Annotated in this window: 15 protein-coding genes; 9 read left to right on the forward strand and 6 right to left on the reverse strand. The window is 76.6% G+C overall.

Features of this window, described 5'->3' with window-relative positions:
- The first annotated feature begins 12 nt into the window (after positions 1 to 12).
- Positions 13 to 1,485 carry a serine/threonine-protein kinase gene (locus DNK53_RS04830; protein WP_110181101.1) on the forward strand — a complete coding sequence of 491 codons (1,473 nt, stop codon included), beginning with the start codon at positions 13 to 15 and terminating at the stop codon, positions 1,483 to 1,485.
- Between the two features lie 7 nt (positions 1,486 to 1,492).
- Here the strand turns inward: DNK53_RS04830 and DNK53_RS04835 are convergent, their stop codons facing one another.
- From DNK53_RS04835 to DNK53_RS04845, 3 genes are read right to left on the reverse strand one after another with little or no spacing between them, the layout of a single operon-like run.
- Positions 1,493 to 2,152, reverse strand: a complete 660-nt coding sequence (locus DNK53_RS04835) for a hypothetical protein (RefSeq protein ID WP_162599781.1) — start codon at positions 2,150 to 2,152, stop codon at positions 1,493 to 1,495.
- Positions 2,153 to 2,190: 38 nt separating this feature from the next.
- Complete coding sequence (locus DNK53_RS04840) at positions 2,191 to 2,826, reverse strand: hypothetical protein (RefSeq protein ID WP_162599782.1); 636 nt, start codon at positions 2,824 to 2,826, stop codon at positions 2,191 to 2,193.
- Positions 2,823 to 3,275, reverse strand: coding sequence for a hypothetical protein (locus DNK53_RS04845; RefSeq protein ID WP_110181104.1), 453 nt, complete (start codon positions 3,273 to 3,275; stop codon positions 2,823 to 2,825). The genes DNK53_RS04840 and DNK53_RS04845 overlap by 4 nt, the downstream gene beginning before the upstream one ends.
- A 32-nt stretch (positions 3,276 to 3,307) precedes the next feature.
- Here DNK53_RS04845 and DNK53_RS04850 point away from each other — a divergent pair, with 32 nt between their 5' ends.
- Positions 3,308 to 4,936 carry a bifunctional 3'-5' exonuclease/DNA polymerase gene (locus DNK53_RS04850; RefSeq protein WP_110181105.1) on the forward strand — a complete coding sequence of 543 codons (1,629 nt, stop codon included), beginning with the start codon at positions 3,308 to 3,310 and terminating at the stop codon, positions 4,934 to 4,936.
- A gap of 21 nt (positions 4,937 to 4,957) precedes the next feature.
- Here DNK53_RS04850 and DNK53_RS04855 read toward each other — a convergent pair whose 3' ends face one another.
- A complete protein-coding gene (locus DNK53_RS04855) occupies positions 4,958 to 5,443 on the reverse strand; it encodes a PPOX class F420-dependent oxidoreductase (RefSeq protein ID WP_110181106.1) in 486 nt (161 codons plus the stop codon).
- A gap of 153 nt (positions 5,444 to 5,596) precedes the next feature.
- Here DNK53_RS04855 and DNK53_RS04860 point away from each other — a divergent pair, with 153 nt between their 5' ends.
- The 7 genes from DNK53_RS04860 to DNK53_RS04890 all read left to right on the forward strand — a co-directional run bounded on the left by DNK53_RS04860 (position 5,597) and on the right by DNK53_RS04890 (position 15,615).
- Entirely contained in the window at positions 5,597 to 6,493 is an 897-nt protein-coding gene (locus tag DNK53_RS04860) for a hypothetical protein (RefSeq protein ID WP_110181107.1), read from the forward strand.
- 10 nt (positions 6,494 to 6,503) lie between these two features.
- Positions 6,504 to 8,036 carry an amidohydrolase gene (locus DNK53_RS04865; RefSeq protein ID WP_110181108.1) on the forward strand — a complete coding sequence of 511 codons (1,533 nt, stop codon included), beginning with the start codon at positions 6,504 to 6,506 and terminating at the stop codon, positions 8,034 to 8,036.
- Between the two features lie 71 nt (positions 8,037 to 8,107).
- Positions 8,108 to 9,616 carry a pyridoxal phosphate-dependent decarboxylase family protein gene (locus DNK53_RS04870; RefSeq protein WP_239456350.1) on the forward strand — a complete coding sequence of 503 codons (1,509 nt, stop codon included), beginning with the start codon at positions 8,108 to 8,110 and terminating at the stop codon, positions 9,614 to 9,616.
- A complete protein-coding gene (locus DNK53_RS04875) occupies positions 9,613 to 10,902 on the forward strand; it encodes a lysine N(6)-hydroxylase/L-ornithine N(5)-oxygenase family protein (protein WP_110181109.1) in 1,290 nt (429 codons plus the stop codon). Before DNK53_RS04870 ends, DNK53_RS04875 begins: the two co-directional genes overlap by 4 nt.
- Positions 10,899 to 11,438 carry a GNAT family N-acetyltransferase gene (locus DNK53_RS04880; RefSeq protein WP_110181110.1) on the forward strand — a complete coding sequence of 180 codons (540 nt, stop codon included), beginning with the start codon at positions 10,899 to 10,901 and terminating at the stop codon, positions 11,436 to 11,438. Before DNK53_RS04875 ends, DNK53_RS04880 begins: the two co-directional genes overlap by 4 nt.
- Positions 11,435 to 13,285, forward strand: coding sequence for an IucA/IucC family protein (locus DNK53_RS04885; RefSeq protein ID WP_110181111.1), 1,851 nt, complete (start codon positions 11,435 to 11,437; stop codon positions 13,283 to 13,285). The genes DNK53_RS04880 and DNK53_RS04885 overlap by 4 nt, the downstream gene beginning before the upstream one ends.
- Positions 13,282 to 15,615, forward strand: a complete 2,334-nt coding sequence (locus DNK53_RS04890; RefSeq protein WP_110181112.1) for a GNAT family N-acetyltransferase — start codon at positions 13,282 to 13,284, stop codon at positions 15,613 to 15,615. The genes DNK53_RS04885 and DNK53_RS04890 overlap by 4 nt, the downstream gene beginning before the upstream one ends.
- Before the next feature lie 13 nt (positions 15,616 to 15,628).
- Here DNK53_RS04890 and DNK53_RS04895 read toward each other — a convergent pair whose 3' ends face one another.
- Together DNK53_RS04895 and DNK53_RS04900 are read right to left on the reverse strand one after the other, a co-directional pair.
- Positions 15,629 to 16,465 (reverse strand): tryptophan-rich sensory protein, encoded by an 837-nt coding sequence (locus DNK53_RS04895; RefSeq protein ID WP_110181113.1) that lies wholly within the window; start codon positions 16,463 to 16,465, stop codon positions 15,629 to 15,631.
- Positions 16,466 to 16,512: 47 nt separating this feature from the next.
- On the reverse strand, positions 16,513 to 17,667 hold the full coding sequence (locus DNK53_RS04900; protein WP_110181114.1) for a PucR family transcriptional regulator: 1,155 nt from the start codon (positions 17,665 to 17,667) through the stop codon (positions 16,513 to 16,515).
- Between the last annotated feature and the right edge of the window lie 9 nt (positions 17,668 to 17,676).

The raw sequence follows: 17,676 nt of genomic DNA on the forward strand, positions 1-17,676 counted from the left end.
AGACTGGCGCCGATGTCCTCGCCTCGCTCGATCGGTCGCTACCCGGTACGCCGCCGCCTCGGCGCGGGCGCCTTCGCCACCGTCTGGCTCGCCGAGGACGAGGAGCTCGACTCGCCGGTCGCGATCAAGGTGCTCGCCGACAACTGGTCGGGCGACGAGCACGTGCGCCGCCGCTTCGTGGAGGAGGGCCGATTCCTCCGCAAGGTCGAGTCGCCCCACGTCGTCCCCGTCTACGACGCGGGCGAGACCGACGACGGCCGCCCCTACCTCGTGATGGCGTACGCCGACCGGGGCACGCTGGCCGAGCGCGTCGCCGCCCTGCCCGGCCGGCCCCTCCCGCGCGACGAGGCGCTGCGCATCCTCGTCGAGGTCGGCGCCGGGCTGCAGGCCCTGCACGCCCGCGGCGTCCTGCACCGGGACGTGAAGCCCGGCAACGTGCTGCTCCGCGCCGACGAGACCGGCGAGTCGGGCGGGGGTCGCACCCGGGCGATGCTCGCCGACCTCGGGCTGGGCAAGGCGCTCGACGTCTCCTCGCGGCTCACCGTGATCGCCGGGACCCCGTCGTACGTCGCCCCCGAGCAGGCGCGCGGGGAGGGCCTCGACGGCCGCGCCGACCTCTTCTCCCTCGCGGCCCTCGCCCACCGGCTGCTCGTGGGCCGCCCGGCCTGGTCGCACGACTCGCTCGCCGCGGCCGCCGAGCCGCCCCCGCTGGCGCCGCTGGACGGGCTCGACCCCGCGCTGGCCGCCGTCGTGGCCCGCGGGCTGGCCGCGGACCGCGAGCAGAGGCAGGCGGGGGTGGCGGAGTTCGTCGCCGACCTGGTCCGGGCGACGGGTGGCGGCGTCGACGTCGACCGCACGGCGCTAGAGCCGCTCCGCACGGCGCTCGAGCCGCTCGGGGCGGCACTCGAGCCGGACGCGGCGACCGTGCACGAGCCGTCGACATTGCCAGGGCCGGCGCCCGCCGCGAGCCGGCGCCCGGCGCTCCTCCTCGCCGGCGGCGCGCTGGTGCTCGCGGCAGGGGGCGGGCTGGGCTGGGCGGCCGCGGGGTCGCTCGGGGGGGAGCAGCGGGTCGAGGACGCCAGCGGGACCCTGGCGGTGACGGTGCCGGCCGCCTGGGCGGGCGAGGTCCGGGACGCCGGCTGGACGCCGCCGGGCCGGGACGCGTCCCTGCCGGCCCTGTCCGTGGGCTCGGCCGGTGACTGGCGCAACGCCGGGACCGGCGCCTTCGTGGCCCTGCTGGACGGCGACGACCTGCCCGGCGCGCTCCCGGGCCACCCGGAGTGCGGCAGCAGCCGGGTCGAGCCCGGCGCTGCGGGTGCCGACGGCGAGGCGATGACGGCGGTGCACCGCGACTGCCCCGCCCCCGCCTCCGTGGTCCTGGAGCACCTGGAGCAGGTGGGCGACGACCGCCAGCTGTGGGTGCAGGTGCGCGGCGCCGACCTGGCGACCGTCCGCCGGGTGCTCGACTCGGTCGAGGGCCCCTGAGCCGTCGTCAGCCCACCCAGCTGCGCTCGCGGACCTCGACCCGCACGCCGTCGTCGGTCGTCACGACCAGGGGGGCCGCGGCGAGGGCGTCCCAGTCGGGGGACCACGGGCCGCGGTGGTGGAAGACGGTCCAGCCGGGCAGCACGGTCGCGCTCTGGGCCGCCACCGGCTCGACGGTCCCGTCGGGCGCCTCGACCGAGACCGCGACCCGGCCCGGCACCGCGCCGAGCAGGTCGTAGGCGCCCTGCTCCTCGAAGCCGCCGTACAGGTCCATGCCGTCGGGGGCCTCCTCCTCCTCGGGCGAGAGCGCCGGGACGGTCCGGAAGATCCGGCCCTCGCTGAGCAGGCCGTAGGAGACGAGCGCGCGCTGTTCGCCGTCGTCGGGGTCGGCGACGGCGTAGACGACCCGGGGCAGCCCGAAGGCCTCCCCGGCCGGGAGCCGGTCGCCCAGCAGCTCGGCCTCCTCCCACTCACCCACCACCGTGACGCCGCCGTCGAGGGTGAGCTCGTCGCCGGTGGAAGGGTTGCCGGTGGAAGGGTTGCCGGGGGAAGGGTCGGCGGGGCTCGCCGACGGCGTCGGCCGCTCCGTCGTCTCCGCGTCGTCGGCGCAGCCGCTCACGACCAGACCGAGCAGGAAGGCGGGGGCGAGCCGCGTGAGGGTCCTCATGCCCGGTGAGACGCGACGGAGGCCCATCTGGTTGTCCCTCACTCCTGCCGCATGCCGCCGGCGACGCGCCGGGACAGGTCGGCGGCCCCCTCGGCGTCGCGGACCCGCGCCGAGACGTTGACCTCCGCCTCGGCCGCCGGGCCGCCGGCCAGGTCGAGCCAGCGCACGACGAGGTGGCGGCGCTGCCCGAGGTCGTCGACGTAGGTGTAGGTCAGCCCGTCGCCGGAGTCGTCCAGGACGTCGACCTCGAGCTCCTGGGCCTTCGCCGACCTGATCCGCTCCGCCCGGTGCTCGGCGATGGTCCGGCGCTGGCTGCCGACGTGCTCCACGCGCAGCACGTAGGTGTCCTGGGGGTGCCCGGGCACCTTCCAGCGGAACTCGTTGGGGGCGTTCGTCAGCCGCTGCCACCCCACCGGCACGGGGAAGACCAGGCGGGTCGGGGTGGTCCCGAACGACGTCTCCGCCAGCGGGACGCCCGGCTCCAGCGGGGGCTGGGGCGGGTCGGGGGTGAGCTCCTCGTCGGTGGTGAACGGGAGCGCGGGGGACTCCGCCGGCACCGGCGCCGCCTCGCCCGGGACGTGGTCGGGGGCGTCGACGGTCCGCTGGGCGACCCACCCCGCCCCGGCCCCGACGACGAGCAGGACGCCCGCCACCGCTGCGGCCCGCCGCCTCACGTGGTCACCCAGATGGCGCCGAACGTCACCACCATGACCCCCGCGACGGTCGGCGGCCCGGCCCACCAGGCGATCCGGCGCTGCAGCCTCCGGTCCGCTCCGGCGTCGGCGAGGTCGGCGCGCCACGCCCAGTAGCCGCTCTGCTGCGGGCAGGTGGCGCAGAGGAACGGCGCGTAGGCCAGCGTCGCCACCCAGCAGGCCGCCAGCGCCCACCAGCCGCCGCCCTCCTCCCGCGCGGCTCCGAGGACGAGCAGCACGACGGCGCTGTAGGCGCCCAGCGCCCCGAGGGAGAGGAGCAGCGAGAGCGGCCCGGCGGCGCGTCCGCGCCGCTGCGCCCAGCCGACCCACCAGCGGGCGAGCCGGGCGTAGGTGCGCCAGCGGACGTCGAGCAGCATCGCCCACGCGATCGCGCTGCCCCCGAGCAGGGCGAGCCACCATCCGGTCGTCATGCCCCACAAGGTAGTGCGGCAGGGTGGACGCCATGACCCGGGTCGCCCTCTCCCGCCTGCCGGGCGAGCGCGTGCTGGTGGTCGACGGGGAGGGGGCCCGCGAGCTGGCGCAGGCCGAGCTCCCGGGGTACGTCGCGGCGCGCGAGGCGCGGGAGGGGCCGCGCTGGGTCTGGGACGACACGGCCCGGTGGTACCCGCCCCTGCTCGCCGCCGGCGTCCGGGTGGGTCGCTGCCACGACCTGCGGCTGGCGCACCGCCTGCTGCGTCGCGCGCCCGCGGCCGACCCGGCGCTGCTGGACGGTCCCGACCGGGCGGTCTGGGACCGGCTCGGGCCGGCGGCGCCCGACGAGCCCGGCCTCTTCGCCGCCGACGACGCCGCCGAGCACCTGCGCGCCGACCTCGAGGACGCCCGCCAGCTCGCCTGCGTCGCCGCCTCGGACGAGCCGGGGCGGCTCGGGCTGCTGCTGGCCGCCGAGTCGGCCGCCGCGCTGGTCGCCGCCGAGATGACGTACGCCGGGGTGCCGTGGCGCGCGGAGGTCCACGAGCGGATGCTCCTCGACCTGCTCGGGCCGCGGCCGTCGCAGTGGCACCGTCCGCAGCGGCTCGAGGAGCTGGCCGCCGAGGTCGGCCGGCTGCTCGGCACGCCGGGCCTCAACCCCGACTCGCGTCCCGAGCTGATGGCCGCGCTGCGCCGCGCCGGCCACGAGGTCGCCGACGTGCGGGCCTCGACCCTGCGCGCCGTCGACCACCCGGCGGTCGAGCCGCTGCTGCGGCACAAGTCGCTCTCCCGGCTCTGGTCGGCCAACGGCTGGGCGTGGGCCGACGAGTGGGTGCGCGGCGGCCGTTTCCGGCCGTCCTACCAGCCCGCCGGGTCGGCGACCGGGCGGTGGGCCTCCGACGGCGGCGGGGCGCTCTCGTTCCCCGCCCAGGTGCGGCCGGCGGTGGTCGCGGACGACGGCTGGGCCCTGGTGGTCGCCGACGTCGCCCAGCTCGAGCCGCGGGTGCTGGCGGGGATGAGCGGCGACCGGGCGCTCGCCGCGGCCGCGCGCGGGGTCGACCTCTACCAGGGGATGGTCGACTCGGGGGCGGTGTCGACCCGGCAGCACGCCAAGCTCGGGCTGCTCGGGGCGATGTACGGCGCCACCCGCGGCGAGAGCGGCCGGATGGTCGCCGACCTGACCCGGCGCTACCCGCAGGCGTTCGGCCTCGTCGAGGAGGCGGCCCGAGCGGGCGAGCGCGGCGAGGTGGTGCGCACCCTGCTGGGGCGCGGCTCGCCGTCGCTGGGGGAGTCGTGGGACGTCGACCCCGACGCCCCCGCCCCCGACCCGCGCGACCAGGCCCGGCTGCGCCGCGCCTACGGCCGCTTCACCCGCAACTTCGTCGTCCAGGGCACGGGGGCCGAGTGGGCCGCGGCGTGGATCGCCGACCTGCGCAACCGGCTGTGGGCCCTGGGCGAGGGCGGTGCGCCGCTGGAGCGGCGGCCCCACCTCGTCCTCTTCCTCCACGACGAGGTCGTCGTGCACACCCCGGCCGGGCTGACCGACGCCGTGGTGGAGGCGGCGCGCGAGGCGGCGGGCACCGCGGCGCGGCTCCTCTTCGGTGCCCGCGTCGACTTCCCGCTCAGTGCCGCCGTGGTGGCGTCGTACGCCGACGCGAAGTGACGGCGGCCCCGGGCGCGCGGCTCAGGCGAGCCGGGCGGGGAAGCCGCCCGTGGCGACCGGGCCCCAGCGGACGGGGGTGACCCGGAGCAGCGACTTGCCCTGGTCGACCATCGCCCGCCGGTACTCGTCCCAGTCGGAGTGCTCGCCGGAGATGTTGCGGAAGTACTCGACGAAGGCGTCCAGCGCCTCGGTGGCCCGCGCGGGGTCGGGGTCGGTGGCGTCGAGCACCTCGCAGCTCCCGGTGACCTGCACCCACGGCCCGTCCCACTCGTCGGAGACCACGACGACGTCGACCTCGGGCCGCCGCCGCGCGTTGCGGGTCTTGGCGCGCTCGGGGTAGGTCGCGACGACGAGCCGGCCGGCGTCGTCCACCCCGCCCGTGACCGGCGAGGCCTGCGGGCTGCCGTCGCCCCGCCGGGTGACGAGCAGGAAGCGGTGCCGCGGCCGGACGAAGTCGAGCAGGCCGTCGAGGTCGACGCGGGTGTTCGTGGCGATGGTCCGGGGCATGCGGCCGAGGTTAGCCAGCGGCCTACAGTGGGAGGCATGCAGACGTCGGACGCCACCCTCCACACCCTGGTCCTCGGCCTCATCATGGTCGTCGGCACGGCGGTCGGGATGTGGCTGCTGCTCCGGTACGGCGGCCGCCGCTAGCCTCGGTCCATGGGGATCCGGGCCACCTACTTCTCGCTCCGGATCGGCCTGGTCGCCTGCACCGTCCTGGTGCTGCTCGCCCCGCTCGCCGTCCGGGTGGCCGACGGGGCGTGGCCCCCGACGATCTCCGACACCTGGTACACCGACGCCCGCACGCTCTTCGTCCTCGCGGTCGCCGCCGCGGCGTGCCTGCTCCTGGCGGTCCGCGGCGACACCCTCACCGAGCAGACCCTGCTCAACGTGGCGGGCGGGCTCGGGATGCTCGTCGCGGCCGCGGCGTGCTGGCCCAAGGACTCCTCCGGCGAGCACCTGCCCGCCCACGACCCGGCCGTGGTGCGGCTCAACGCGTACGCCGTGGGCGCGCTGCTCGCGGTCGGCCTGCTGCTGTGGGTGGTCTCCGTCGTGCTGCTGCCGCGGGCGGGCGGCGACGTCGACGACTGGCGGTGCCCGCGCCGGTTCCGCCGGGTCCTGCGGGGTGCCCCCGCGGTCCTGCTGGTGGCCCTGCTCGTCGCCTTCGCGATGGCCCCCGGGTGGGTGTCGCGGCACGTGCACGAGCCCGCGGCCGTGGCGATGTTCGTCCTGCTCGGCGGCGTGGCGCTGCTGCGCACCACGCTGGGGCTGCGCCTGCTCGAGCGGCTGGGGGACGTGCCGGCGGAGCAGTCGCCGGCGGGCGCCCACCTGCGCCGCGCCCCGGCCGCCGGCCGCCGGATGACCGGGCTCGACGCGGTCTACGGGGCGCTCGCCCTGGGGATGGTCGCGGTGGTGGCGCTGGCCGCGGTGCTGCTGCTCGTCGAGGCCCCCGTCGGGTGGGTCCTGCTCGTCGAGGCGCTGCTGCTGGTGCTCTTCGCCACCTTCTGGGCGGTGCAGACGTGGGAGGTCTGGGGGGAGACCGGGGTCGGCGCCTAGGGTGCCGCCCATGACCGAGTCGGCCCACCTCCTGCTGCGCGACGTGCGCCTCGTCCCCGTCCGCCCCGGCGACGCCGTGCCGGACGCGCCTGTCGACCTGCGGCTCCGCGACGGCCGGGTGGCCGAGGTCGCCCCGGGCCTGGACCGCGACGGAGCCGAGGAGGTCCGCGCGGAGGGTCGCTGGGTGGTCCCGGGGCTGTGGGACCAGCACGTCCACCTCGGCCAGTGGACGCTCTCGAGCGCCCGGCTCGACCTGGCTCCGGTGCGCTCGGCCGCCGAGGCGGTCCGGATGGTCGCCGACCGGCTGGCGGAGTGGCCCGACCTGCCGGTGATCGGCTGGGGGCACCGCCCGACCGCCTGGCCCGAGGACCCCGTCGTCTCCATGCTCGACGCGCTCGGCTCCGACCAGCCGGTCGTCCTGATCGCCGGCGACGGCCACCACGCGTGGCTCAACACGGTCGCCCTCAAGACGCTCCACCTGCCGCTGCGCGAGGGCGTCGTCTCCGAGCTGGAGTGGTTCGACGCCTACGGCCGGCTCTCCTCGGTGCTCGGCGACGACGGCACCGGGCCCGACGCCTACCGCCGCACGATGGAGCAGGCCGCGGCCCTCGGCGTGGTCGGGCTGACCGACTTCGAGTTCAGCGGCGGCCACGAGGACTGGGCGCGCCGCTGGGAGGCTGGCGCCGACCTGCTGCGGCTGCGGATGGCGACGTACGCCGCCGGGCTCGACGACGTCGTCGAGGCCGGCCTGCGCACGGGCGACGTGCTGCCCGGCTGCAGCGACCTGGCCCGGATGGGGCCGCTCAAGATCATCAGCGACGGGTCGCTCAACACCCGCACCGCCTGGTGCTGCGAGCCCTACGCCGGCCCGGCACCCCTGGGCTTCCCGCACGGCAACCCCAACCAGTCGCCCGAGGAGCTCGCCGCCCTGCTCGCTCGCGGGAGGGCGCAGGGCCTCACCGCGGCGGTCCACGCGATCGGCGACCGGGCCGTGACAGCCGCCCTCGACGCCTTCGCGGCCACCGGGATCGAGGGCACGATCGAGCACGCGCAGCTGGTGCGCCGCGAGGACGTGCGCCGGATGGCGGAGCTCGGGATCGTCGCGAGCGTCCAGCCCGCCCACCTGCTCGACGACCGCGACGTCAGCGAGCGGCTGTGGCCGGGCCGCGGGGACCGCTGCTTCGCGCTGCGCTGGATGCTCGACGACGGGGTCACGCTCGCGATGGGCTCCGACGCCCCCGTCGCGCGGCTCGACCCCTGGCTGGCGATGGCCGCCGCGGTCCACCGGACCGCCGACGACCGGGAGCCGTGGCACCCGGAGCAGGCGATCACCGCGCAGGAGGCGCTGGCCGCCTCGGTCGACGGGCTCGGCACGGTCGCGGCCGGGCACCCGGCCGACCTGGTGCTGCTGGACGCCGACCCGCTCGCGCCCCAGGAGTCGGCTGCCGCGACCGGTGAGCACCTGCGCGGCATGGGCGACCGGGTGGCCGGGACGTGGGTGGCCGGGGTGCGGGTCCACGACCCGGAGGCGTCCGCGACCTGAGCGCCGGGTGGACGCCGGACCCTCCGCTCTGAGTAAGGTGAGCCTTACCTAACTCATTCGGAGGTCTCTCGGTGACCACGCCACCCCCGCAGCAGCCGCCCCTGTCGCAGCTGTTCCACCACGACAACACGACGTCCTACCTCGACGCCGTCGCCCTCGGTGCCCGCACGGTCGCCGACCACCTCGACCGCGGCGGCCGCCCGGCGACCGGCCGGGACGCGCGCTCCGCGGCCGCCCGGGTCGCCGCCGTCGACCTCGACGCGCCGCTCGGCGACGCCGCCAGCGCCGTGGAGGAGCTCTCCCGGCTGTGGCTGCAGGACACGGTCTGGTTCCACGAGCCGGCCTACGCGGCCCACCTCAACTGCCCCGTGGCCGTCCCCGCCCTGCTGGCCGAGGTGCTGATCAGCTCGGTCAACGCCTCGCTGGACACCTTCGACCAGAGCGTCGGCGCCACCTTCATCGAGCGCCACCTCGTCGACTGGACCGCCGGCCGGATCCACGGCCCCGACCACGTCGGCGGCGACGGGATCTTCACCAGCGGCGGCACCCAGTCCAACCTGCAGGGCCTGCTGCTCGCCCGCGACCACGCGCTCGCCGCGGGAGCGCCGGCCGACCGGCTGCGGATCCTCGCGTCCACGCAGGCGCACTTCAGCGTCCAGAAGGCCGCCCGGCTGCTCGGCCTCGGCGACGCCGCGGTGCTCGGCGTCCCCATCGACGCGGGGCGCCGGATGGACCCCGCCGCGCTCGCCCGCGCCCTCGACGGCGTCGCCGCCGCCGGCGACGTGCCGATGGCGGTGGTGGCCACCGCCGGCACCACCGACTTCGGGGCGATCGACCCGCTGCCCGAGCTCGCGGCCCTGGCGCGACGGCACGGAGCCTGGCTGCACGTGGACGCGGCGTACGGCGGCGGCCTGCTCGCCTCGCGCACCCGGCGGCACCTGCTCGCCGGGATCGAGCACGCCGACTCCGTGACCGTCGACTTCCACAAGACGTGGTTCCAGCCGGTCTCGGCGAGCGCGCTGGTCGTCCGCGACGGCGCCACCCTGCGCCACGTCACCTGGCACGCCGACTACCTCAACCCGAAGGACGCCGCCCACCCCAACCAGGTCGACAAGTCCCTGCAGACCACCCGCCGCTTCGACGCGCTCAAGCTCTGGATGACGCTGCGGACCATGGGCGCCGACACCGTCGGCGACTGGTTCGACGCGGCCATCGACCTCGCGGCCGCCGTCGCCGAGCGGGTGGCCGCGGCGCCCGACCTCGAGCTCGCGGCCCCTCCGTCGCTCTCCACCGTCGTCTTCCGCTACGCCCCGGCCGGCGTCGACGGCGCCCACCTCGACGCCCTCAACACCCGCCTGCGCGCCGCGCTCTACGACTCGGGCCGGGCGATGGTCGCGGCCACCAAGGTCGACGGCCGCACCTTCCTCAAGCTCACCCTGCTCAACCCCCGCGCCGACGTCGAGCAGCTCGCCGGCCTCCTCGACCTGCTCCGGGAGACCGGCGCGGGGCTGGCGGCCGAGCTGGTGGTGGGCCGCCCGCCGCGGCAGCGCGCCCTCCACCTCGTGGAGGCGGTCCGGTGAGCGACGCGCACGTCCACGACTTCGTCGGGATCGGGATCGGGCCGTTCAACCTCGGCCTCGCCGCCCTGGCCGACCCGGTGGAGGGGCTCGACGGGGTCTTCCTCGACGGCCGCGACCGCTTCGAGTGGCACGGCGGGATGATGCTCGACGACGCCACCCTCCAGGTGCCGTTCCTGGCCGACCTCGTGACGCTGGCCGACCCGACCTCCCGCTTCTCCTTCCTGCAGTTCCTCAAGGAGACCGGCCGGCTCTACCCGTTCTACGTCCGCGAGAGCTTCTACCCGCTGCGTCGCGAGTACGACCGGTACTGCCGCTGGGTCGCCGACCGCCTGCCCACCCTGCGCTGGGGCCGGGAGGTCACCGAGGTGGCCCACGACGGCGAGGCGTACGTCGTCCGCGCGGCCACCGGCGAGACCTTCCGGGGGCGGCGGCTCGTCCTCGGGACGGGCACCGCGCCGCGGGTGCCCGCGGGGCTCGAGACGGTCCTGGGCGAGCGCGGCACGCACTCGGCCGACTACCTCGCCCGCAAGGCGGAGCTGCAGGCGACCGGGTCGATCACCGTCGTCGGCTCCGGGCAGTCGGCGGCCGAGGTCTACGCCGACCTGCTGGCCGAGCAGCCGGCCGGTGGCTACGCGCTGCACTGGGTCACCCGCAGCCCGCGGTTCTTCCCGATGGAGTACACCAAGCTGACCCTCGAGATGACCTCCCCGGAGTGGAGCGCCCACTTCCGCGGCCTCCCGCCCGAGACCCGGACCCGGGTCCAGGCAGGGCAGGCCGCGCTGTCGAAGGGGATCAGCTCGGCGACGATCGACGCCATCCACGACGCGCTCTACTCCCGCTCGGTCGACGGCGCGCCCGACACCACCCTGCTCACCGCCACCGAGGTGACGGGGGCGGCGCGCGAGGGCGACGGCTGGCGCCTCGCGCTGCGGCACACCGAGACCGGCGAGGCCTTCTCGCTGGCCACCGGGTCGGTGGTGCTCGCCACCGGGTACGCCGCGCAGGTGCCGGCGTTCCTCGACCCGGTCCGCCACCGCATCCGGTGGGACGAGCAGGGGCGGTTCCTCGCCGACGAGCGCTTCGCCCTCGACGACGACGGCACGGTCTTCGTGCAGAACGGCGAGGAGCACACCCACGGCTTCGTCGCCCCCGACCTGGGGATGGGCGCGATGCGCAGCTCGGTGATCATCGCCGCCCTGACCGGCCGCGAGGTCTACCCGGTGGAGAAGCGGACCGCGTTCCAGGAGTTCGGGGTGCCCGACCGGCTGAAGGGGGGAGTCCGATGAGGCTGACGCTGGAGCCCCTGGACCCGGAGCGCGACCTGGCCGTGCTGCACGGCTGGGTCACCCACCCCCGCTCGGTCTTCTGGGGGATGCAGGGCGCCTCGGTCGCCGAGGTGGCCGCCGAGTACGCCCGGATCGCCGACGACCCGCACCACGACGCGTGGCTCGGCCGGGCCGACGGCGTGCCCCAGTTCCTCGCCGAGACCTACGACCCGCTGCGCCACCCCGACCTGCGCGACCTGCCCGAGGTCGCGGCCGGAGACGTCGGGATGCACCTGCTGGTGGCCCCGACCGACGCGCCGGTCTCCGGCTTCACCGCCGCGGTGATGCGCGAGGTCGTCGCCTTCTGCCTCGCCCGGGGGCCGCGGGTGGTGGTCGAGCCCGACGTCCGCAACCATCGGATCGCCGCCCTCAACGCGGCCGCCGGCTTCCGGGTCGCCCGCGAGGTGCGGCTCTCCGACAAGGTCGCGGCGCTGAGCTTCTGCGACCGCGCCGACTTCGCCGGGTCGCGGCTCGGCTCCGAGGAGGCGGTCGTATGAGGTACGACGAGCACCTGACGCCCGAGCTCATGGCCCGGGCCCAGCGCCACCTGGTCGCCAAGGCGATCGCCGAGCTGAGCCACGAGAGGCTGCTCGCCCCCGAGCCCGTCCCCCCGCCGGTCGAGGAGGTCGCGCAGCGACGAGACCACTACGCGCTCACCACCCCCGACGGGCGCGCCCGCTACACCTTCACCGCGCGGGTGCTTCCCCTGGAGCACTGGGTGGTCGACGAGGCCTCCCTGGCCCGGACCGTCGACGGCGAGGCGTGCGAGCTCGACGCCCAGGAGCTGGTCGCCGAGCTCGCCCCCGACCTCGGGATCCCCGACGCCCTGCTGCCGGTCTACCTCGAGGAGCTGGCCTCCACCCTGTCGGCCGCCGCGTGGAAGCTCGCGCAGGACCGACCGTCGGTCACCGAGCTGCTCGACGCCGGCTACCAGGAGATCGAGGCGGCGATGACCGAGGGCCACCCCGGTTTCGTGGCCAACAACGGGCGGATCGGCTTCGGCGCGGACGACTACGCGGCGTACGCGCCGGAGGCGGGGCGCGACGTGCGGCTGCTCTGGTTGGCGGTCCGCAAGGACCAGTCGCGGCTCTCGCTGGCCCGCGGGCTGGGTGAGGAGGAGCACTACCGGCGCGAGCTGGGCGAGGCGACCCTGGCGGCGTGGCGCGACCGGCTGGCGGGGCTGGGGCTCGACCCCGCGGCGTACCGCTTCCTCCCGCTCCACCCGTGGCAGTGGGTCGACAAGGTGGCGGTCACCTTCGCCCCGTCGGTGGCGCGGCGCGACGTCGTGCTGCTCGGCGAGGGCCCGGGCGCCTTCCGCGCGCAGCAGTCGATCCGGACGTTCTTCCCCGTCGACCACCCGGAGCGCTCCTACGTGAAGACGGCGCTGGCGATCCAGAACATGGGCTTCCTGCGCGGCCTCTCCCCGGCCTACATGGGGCCGACCCCGGCGATCAACGACTGGGTGGCCGACCTCGTCGCCGCCGACCCGACGCTGGTGGACTGCGGCTTCACCGTGCTGCGCGAGCACGCCGCGATCGGCTGGACCGGCGACGTCTTCCACCGGATCGACACCCCGTCGGCGCACCGCAAGATGGTCGCCGCGCTGTGGCGCGAGAGCCCCGTGCCCGGGCTGGCCGAGGGGGAGCGGCTGGCCACCATGGCGTCGCTGCTGCACCGGGACCCGGTGGACCCCGACGGGGGCGGCGGCGCCTCCCACGTCGCCGCGCTGGTCCGCGCCTCGGGCCTCGAGCCGGCCGCGTGGGTGCGGGGGTGGCTGCGCGCCTACCTGCGGCCGCTGGTGCACTGCCTGCTCGCCCACGACCTCGCCTTCATGCCGCACGGGGAGAACCTCGTGCTCGTGCTGCGCGACCACGTGGTCGTGCGCGCGATCATGAAGGACGTCGGCGAGGAGGTGGCCGTGATGGGCGACGCCCCGCTGCCGCCCGAGGTGGAGCGGATCCGCGCGTCGGTGCCCGTCGACGAGCAGTCGCTGACGATCCACACCGACGTCTTCGACGGGGTGCTGCGCCACGTCGCCGGGCTGCTGCACACCGAGGGCGTGCTCGACGTCGACGCCTTCTGGGCCGAGGTGGCGCGCTGCCTCGACGAGCACGCCGCCGACCACGCCGACGACCCGGAGGTGACCAGGGCCGTGGCCCGTCACGACCTGCGCCGTCCGCGGTTCCGGCACAGCTGCCTCAACCGGCTCCAGCTGCGCAACACTCTGCAGATGGTGGACCTGACCGACCAGGCGCAGTCGCTCCTCTACGCCGGCACGCTCGCCAACCCCTGCTCGTCGGCCGAGCCGTCCTCGTCGGCCGAGCTCGTCGAGGCCACCGCATGAGCGGGGCGAGCAGCACCGTCGACCACTGGGGCGTGCCGCACGTGCGGGCCGACAGCGTCCTCGGGCTCGCCCGGGAGCAGGGGCGGGTCACCGTCGCGCTCCGCGGCGAGCAGCTGGAGCGGCAGCGCGCGTACGCCGAGGGGCGGGTCGCCGCGCTCGACGGCCCGGCCGGCGTGGAGTGGGACGCCTTCGCCCGCCGGCTCGGGATCGCCGAGGTCGCCCGGCGGGGCCTGGCGCGGCTCGAGGCCGACGACCCCGGGACGGCCGCCTTCGTCACGGCGTACGTCGAGGGCGTCCGGGAGGCCGGGCTCGACGGCTGGCAGCCGTGGACGCCGCTCGCCGTCTTCCTGGTCGAGCACGTCCACTTCGCCAACTACCCCCACGAGCTGTGGCGCCACCACGTCGGGCGCCACCTCGGCGACGAGGCCGTGGCGCTGCTGCGGCGGGAGGGCAACCCGCACGGGAGCAACGCCTTCGTCGTCGGAGGGGGCCTCACCGCGACCGGGTCGCCGGTCGTCGCCGGCGACCCCCACCGGCTCATCGAGTCGCCGAACGTGTACCTGCAGGTCCGGCTGACCGGGCCCGGGATCGACGTCGCGGGGCTGACCTTCCCGGGCGTCCCCGGCGTCCAGCACTTCGGGCACGCCGGCGGCGTGGCCTGGGCGGTGACCAACGCGATGGCCGACCACCAGCGGCTGACCCCGGTGACCGACGCCGACGTGGTGTCGCGGCGCACCGAGGTGGTCGAGGTCGCCGGCGCCGACCCGGTCGAGGTCGAGGTCGCCGGCACCGCCCACGGGCCGGTCGTCGTCACCGGCCCGGGCGGCGAGGCGTGGGCGCTGCTCACCCCGTCGACCCGGGACGCCGACCTCGGCTTCCGCGCCCTGCTGCCGCTGCTGCGCGCCCGGACGGTCGCCGACGTCGACGCCGCCCTCGACCACTGGGTGGAGCCGGTCAACAACTGGGTGGTCGCCGACACGGGCGGCCGGCTGCTGCACCGGGTCGCCGGGCGGCTGCCCGGGCTGCCGGACGACGCCCCGCTGCCGCACCGCGAGGGCGGGCCGGGCGACGTGCTGGTCACCGCCAACGACCGGGTCGACGACTCCTTCGCCGTGCTCGGCGGCGACTTCGCGGCCCCGTTCCGCCGGGACCGGATCGCCGCGCTGCTCGCGGATCCTCCCGCCGGCGGCTGGGACGTCGACTCGGTCGCGCGGGTGCTCACCGACGACCTCCAGGTCGCCTGGCGGCCGCTGCTCGACCTGTTGCCGCCCGGGTCGCCGGTCACCGACCGGTTGCGCGCCTGGGACGGCCGGATGGCGGCCGACAGCGAGGAGGCGGCCCTGTTCGCCGCGGTCCGCGATCGGCTCGTCGCGCGGGTCGCCGCCGCGCCGCGGCTGGCGCCGCTGCGCGAGCCCTGCCCCTACGGAGCGCTGCACGCGCCGTGGTTCGACCTCCCCGCGCGGCTCGCGACGGCGCTGCCGCACTGGCTGGCCGACCCCGACGACGTACGCCGGGTGCTCGACGTCGACCTGCCGGCGCTGGTCGCCGCGGCGGTCGCCGACGTCGCGGCCGACCCGCCCCCCGGGACCTGGGGCGAGCGGCACCGGCTCGTGCTTGACGGCACCCTGCTTGACGGCACCCTGCTTGACGGCACCCTGCTGGCCGGCGACTCCGACTGCGTCGCCGCGACGGGCTGGCTGCCCGGCTCCGACCGGGTGGTCCGCGGGCCCGTCGCCCGCTACGCCTGGGACCTGGCCGACCGGGCGGCCAGCCGCTGGGCCGTGCCGCAGGAGCCGCAGGTGGCGGCGTGGGCCGACGGGTCGCTGGTGCCGGTCGAGCCATTCGTGCTGCGCCCGGTCGACCCGCCGCGCGACGCGGCGCTGATCCACTCGTGGGTCGACCGGCCGCGGGCGGAGTTCTGGGGGATGCGCGGCAAGCCGGTCGAGGAGGTCGCGGCGATCTACGCGTACATCGACGAGCAGGAGCACCTCACCGCGCAGGTGGTCCACGACGACGGGGTGCCGGTCGGGATCCTGCAGACCTACGACCCCTTCGTCGACGAGATCGGGGAGTGCTACGACCGGCGGCCCGGCGACCTCGGCGTCCACCTCTTCCTCGCCGACGAGCCCGCCCGGGCGGGTCACACCCCGGCGCTGGTCGCCGAGCTGGTGGCGCGCACCTTCGCCGACCCGCGCGTGCGGCGGGTCGTCATGGAGCCCGACGTGCGCAACGAGAAGTCGGTGGCGCTGCTGCGGCGGCTCGGCGCGACCCTGGGGCCGGTGGTCGAGCTGCCCGGCAAGACCGCGCAGCTGGCGTTCGTGGAGCGCTGAGGGACGGGTCGCGTCAGGCGTGCGAGACACCGGCGTTGCCGCGGACCCGCAGCAGCGCGGCCCCGGCGACCACGACGGCGGCGACCACCGCGGCCACGGTGGCGAGCGTCGACTCGGGCGCCTCGGTGCTGCGGCCCACGGCGATCCAGGCGAGCCCCCAGGCCATCGCGGCGGCGGTGGCGGCGATCAGCACGGTCCGCGCCCCGATCCGCCAGGCGTAGAAGGCGGCCAGCGCGGCGACGACGGCCAGGACCACGGCGGCCAGCACGTCGGCGGTCGGGGAGGAGGGCGTCACCCCGCTGTCGGCCAGCGCGGCGGCGACGTTGGCGCAGGTGGCGACCGAGACCCAGCCGAGGTAGAGCCCGAAGGTGCCCTCGACGACCACCCGGTCGACGGTGCGGGCGCTGCCCTCGGCGTCGCTGCGCACGGTGACCAGCCGGTGGGCGAGCACCCCGAGCACGGCGGCCAGCGCCACGATCACCACGACGCCGCCCCAGACCGAGCCGGCCTGCGTGACCAGCAGCCAGCTCGCGTTGAGCAGCATCGACGCGGCGGCGAGCCAGCCGGTGGCCCGCAGCCGCGGGTCGGTCGCCCGGCCGGGGAGCCACTGCCACACGGTGTAGGCCAGCAGGCCGGCGTAGATCACCGACCAGATCGAGAACGCCGGCCCGGCCGGCGCGAGCAGCGTCGCCTGGTCGGACAGCGCCCCGCCGGCGCTCTCGCTCACCGGCGTCCCGATCACGCCGGTGCCGACCAGGGTGCCGACGAGGCAGAGCACCTCGCTCACGGTCACCGTGACCTGGCGGGCGCGGTCGGTGCTGGTCGGGCTCTCGGTGCGGGGGAGGCTCATGGGCGCCCCGTGCCCTCCGGGACGTGCGTCCATGCCCGCGGAGTGCCTCACGCCAGGGCGATCGTCGCCTCCCGCACGAACTCGGGCTCCTCCAGCCGGTCGCCGTACAGCTCGCGCAGCTGGCCCACCCGGTAGCGGACCGTCTGCGGGTGCACGAAGAGCGCCTCGGCCACCGCCTCCCGGCGGCCCTGGTGGAGCAGCCACGCGCGCAGGGTGTCGGTGAGCTTGTCGCGGGCGCTCGGCGCCAGCTCGTCCAGCGGCTCCAGCACCCGGGCCCGCAGGTCGGCCAGCGCGTCGGGGTCGGCCTGCACGACGAGGTCGGCGAGGTGCTGCTCGGTGTCGGTGATCGCGGCGTCGAGCTCGAAGGCGCGCCGGGCGCGCAGCCACGACGACCGGGCCTCCTGCCAGGGGCGCGCCGGGCCCACCACTGCCGGGCTCCCGCTCAGGGCCCGGAGCAGCACCGCCCGGGTGGCGTCGGGGGCGAGCAGCACCGCGAGCTCCTCGGCGGTCGGGTCCATCACCGCCACGGTGCGGGGGTCGACGGCGGCGAGCGCGGCCCGCACGTGCGCCTCGGGCAGCACCACGGCCGTGAGCGTCTCGGGAAGGCTCCACTCGGCGCGCCCGGCGGCCCGGACCAGCAGGTCGGTGGCGTCGCCGCGGAGCAGGGCGTTGCCCAGCGCCTCGCGCAGCTGCTCGCGCATCCGGCCCGTGGTCGCCGACTCGTCGCTGTGGCCCGCCACGCTGGAGGCCGACAGCTGGTCGATGTAGGCGAAGACGAGTCCCGCGAACTTGGCCAGCGTCTCGGCGTCGACGCCGTCGGCGAGCAGCCCCGCGGACATCTCGCTCCAGGAGACGCGGGCGCCCACCCGGTACGCCGCCAGCAGGGCCTCCATGCTCCTGCCCGAGCGGGCCTCGCCGCGGCCGAGCTGGTAGGCCCCCTCCATGGCGGGCGCGGTGGGCCGGGCGCCGACCCGGGGGCGCGAGGCCAGCTGGATGAAGCCGCCCAGCGCCAGCTGCACCGCGCTGCGGATGGTCTCGCCCATCGTCCCCGACAGGGCGTTGGCATAGGTGGGGACCTCGGCGATGATGGCGCTGACCGCCGCGTCGGCGACCGCGGGCAGCCGGTCGCGCATCACGTCGACCTCGGCCGCGCTGAGCTCCAGGCCGTGGTCGTCGGCCATCCGGGCGGTACGACGCACCATCTGCCCCTC

It is taken from the genome of Nocardioides solisilvae, from assembly GCF_003194625.1.
Lineage (GTDB): Bacteria > Actinomycetota > Actinomycetes > Propionibacteriales > Nocardioidaceae > Nocardioides > Nocardioides solisilvae.

Excerpts from the sequence above, each read along its gene's own strand:
- DNK53_RS04885 (WP_110181111.1), top strand. The coding sequence starts at position 11,435 with ATGAGGTACGACGAGCACCTGACGCCCGAGCTCATGGCCCGGGCCCAG.
- DNK53_RS04865 (WP_110181108.1), top strand. The coding sequence starts at position 6,504 with ATGACCGAGTCGGCCCACCTCCTGCTGCGCGACGTGCGCCTCGTCCCC.
- DNK53_RS04880 (WP_110181110.1), top strand. The coding sequence starts at position 10,899 with ATGAGGCTGACGCTGGAGCCCCTGGACCCGGAGCGCGACCTGGCCGTG.
- DNK53_RS04850 (WP_110181105.1), top strand. The coding sequence starts at position 3,308 with ATGACCCGGGTCGCCCTCTCCCGCCTGCCGGGCGAGCGCGTGCTGGTG.
- DNK53_RS04835 (WP_162599781.1), bottom strand. The coding sequence starts at position 2,152 with ATGAGGACCCTCACGCGGCTCGCCCCCGCCTTCCTGCTCGGTCTGGTC.
- DNK53_RS04845 (WP_110181104.1), bottom strand. The coding sequence starts at position 3,275 with ATGACGACCGGATGGTGGCTCGCCCTGCTCGGGGGCAGCGCGATCGCG.
- DNK53_RS04855 (WP_110181106.1), bottom strand. The coding sequence starts at position 5,443 with ATGCCCCGGACCATCGCCACGAACACCCGCGTCGACCTCGACGGCCTG.
- DNK53_RS04890 (WP_110181112.1), top strand. The coding sequence starts at position 13,282 with ATGAGCGGGGCGAGCAGCACCGTCGACCACTGGGGCGTGCCGCACGTG.
- DNK53_RS04900 (WP_110181114.1), bottom strand. The coding sequence starts at position 17,667 with ATGGTGCGTCGTACCGCCCGGATGGCCGACGACCACGGCCTGGAGCTC.
- DNK53_RS04860 (WP_110181107.1), top strand. The coding sequence starts at position 5,597 with ATGGGGATCCGGGCCACCTACTTCTCGCTCCGGATCGGCCTGGTCGCC.
- DNK53_RS04895 (WP_110181113.1), bottom strand. The coding sequence starts at position 16,465 with ATGAGCCTCCCCCGCACCGAGAGCCCGACCAGCACCGACCGCGCCCGC.
- DNK53_RS04830 (WP_110181101.1), top strand. The coding sequence starts at position 13 with ATGTCCTCGCCTCGCTCGATCGGTCGCTACCCGGTACGCCGCCGCCTC.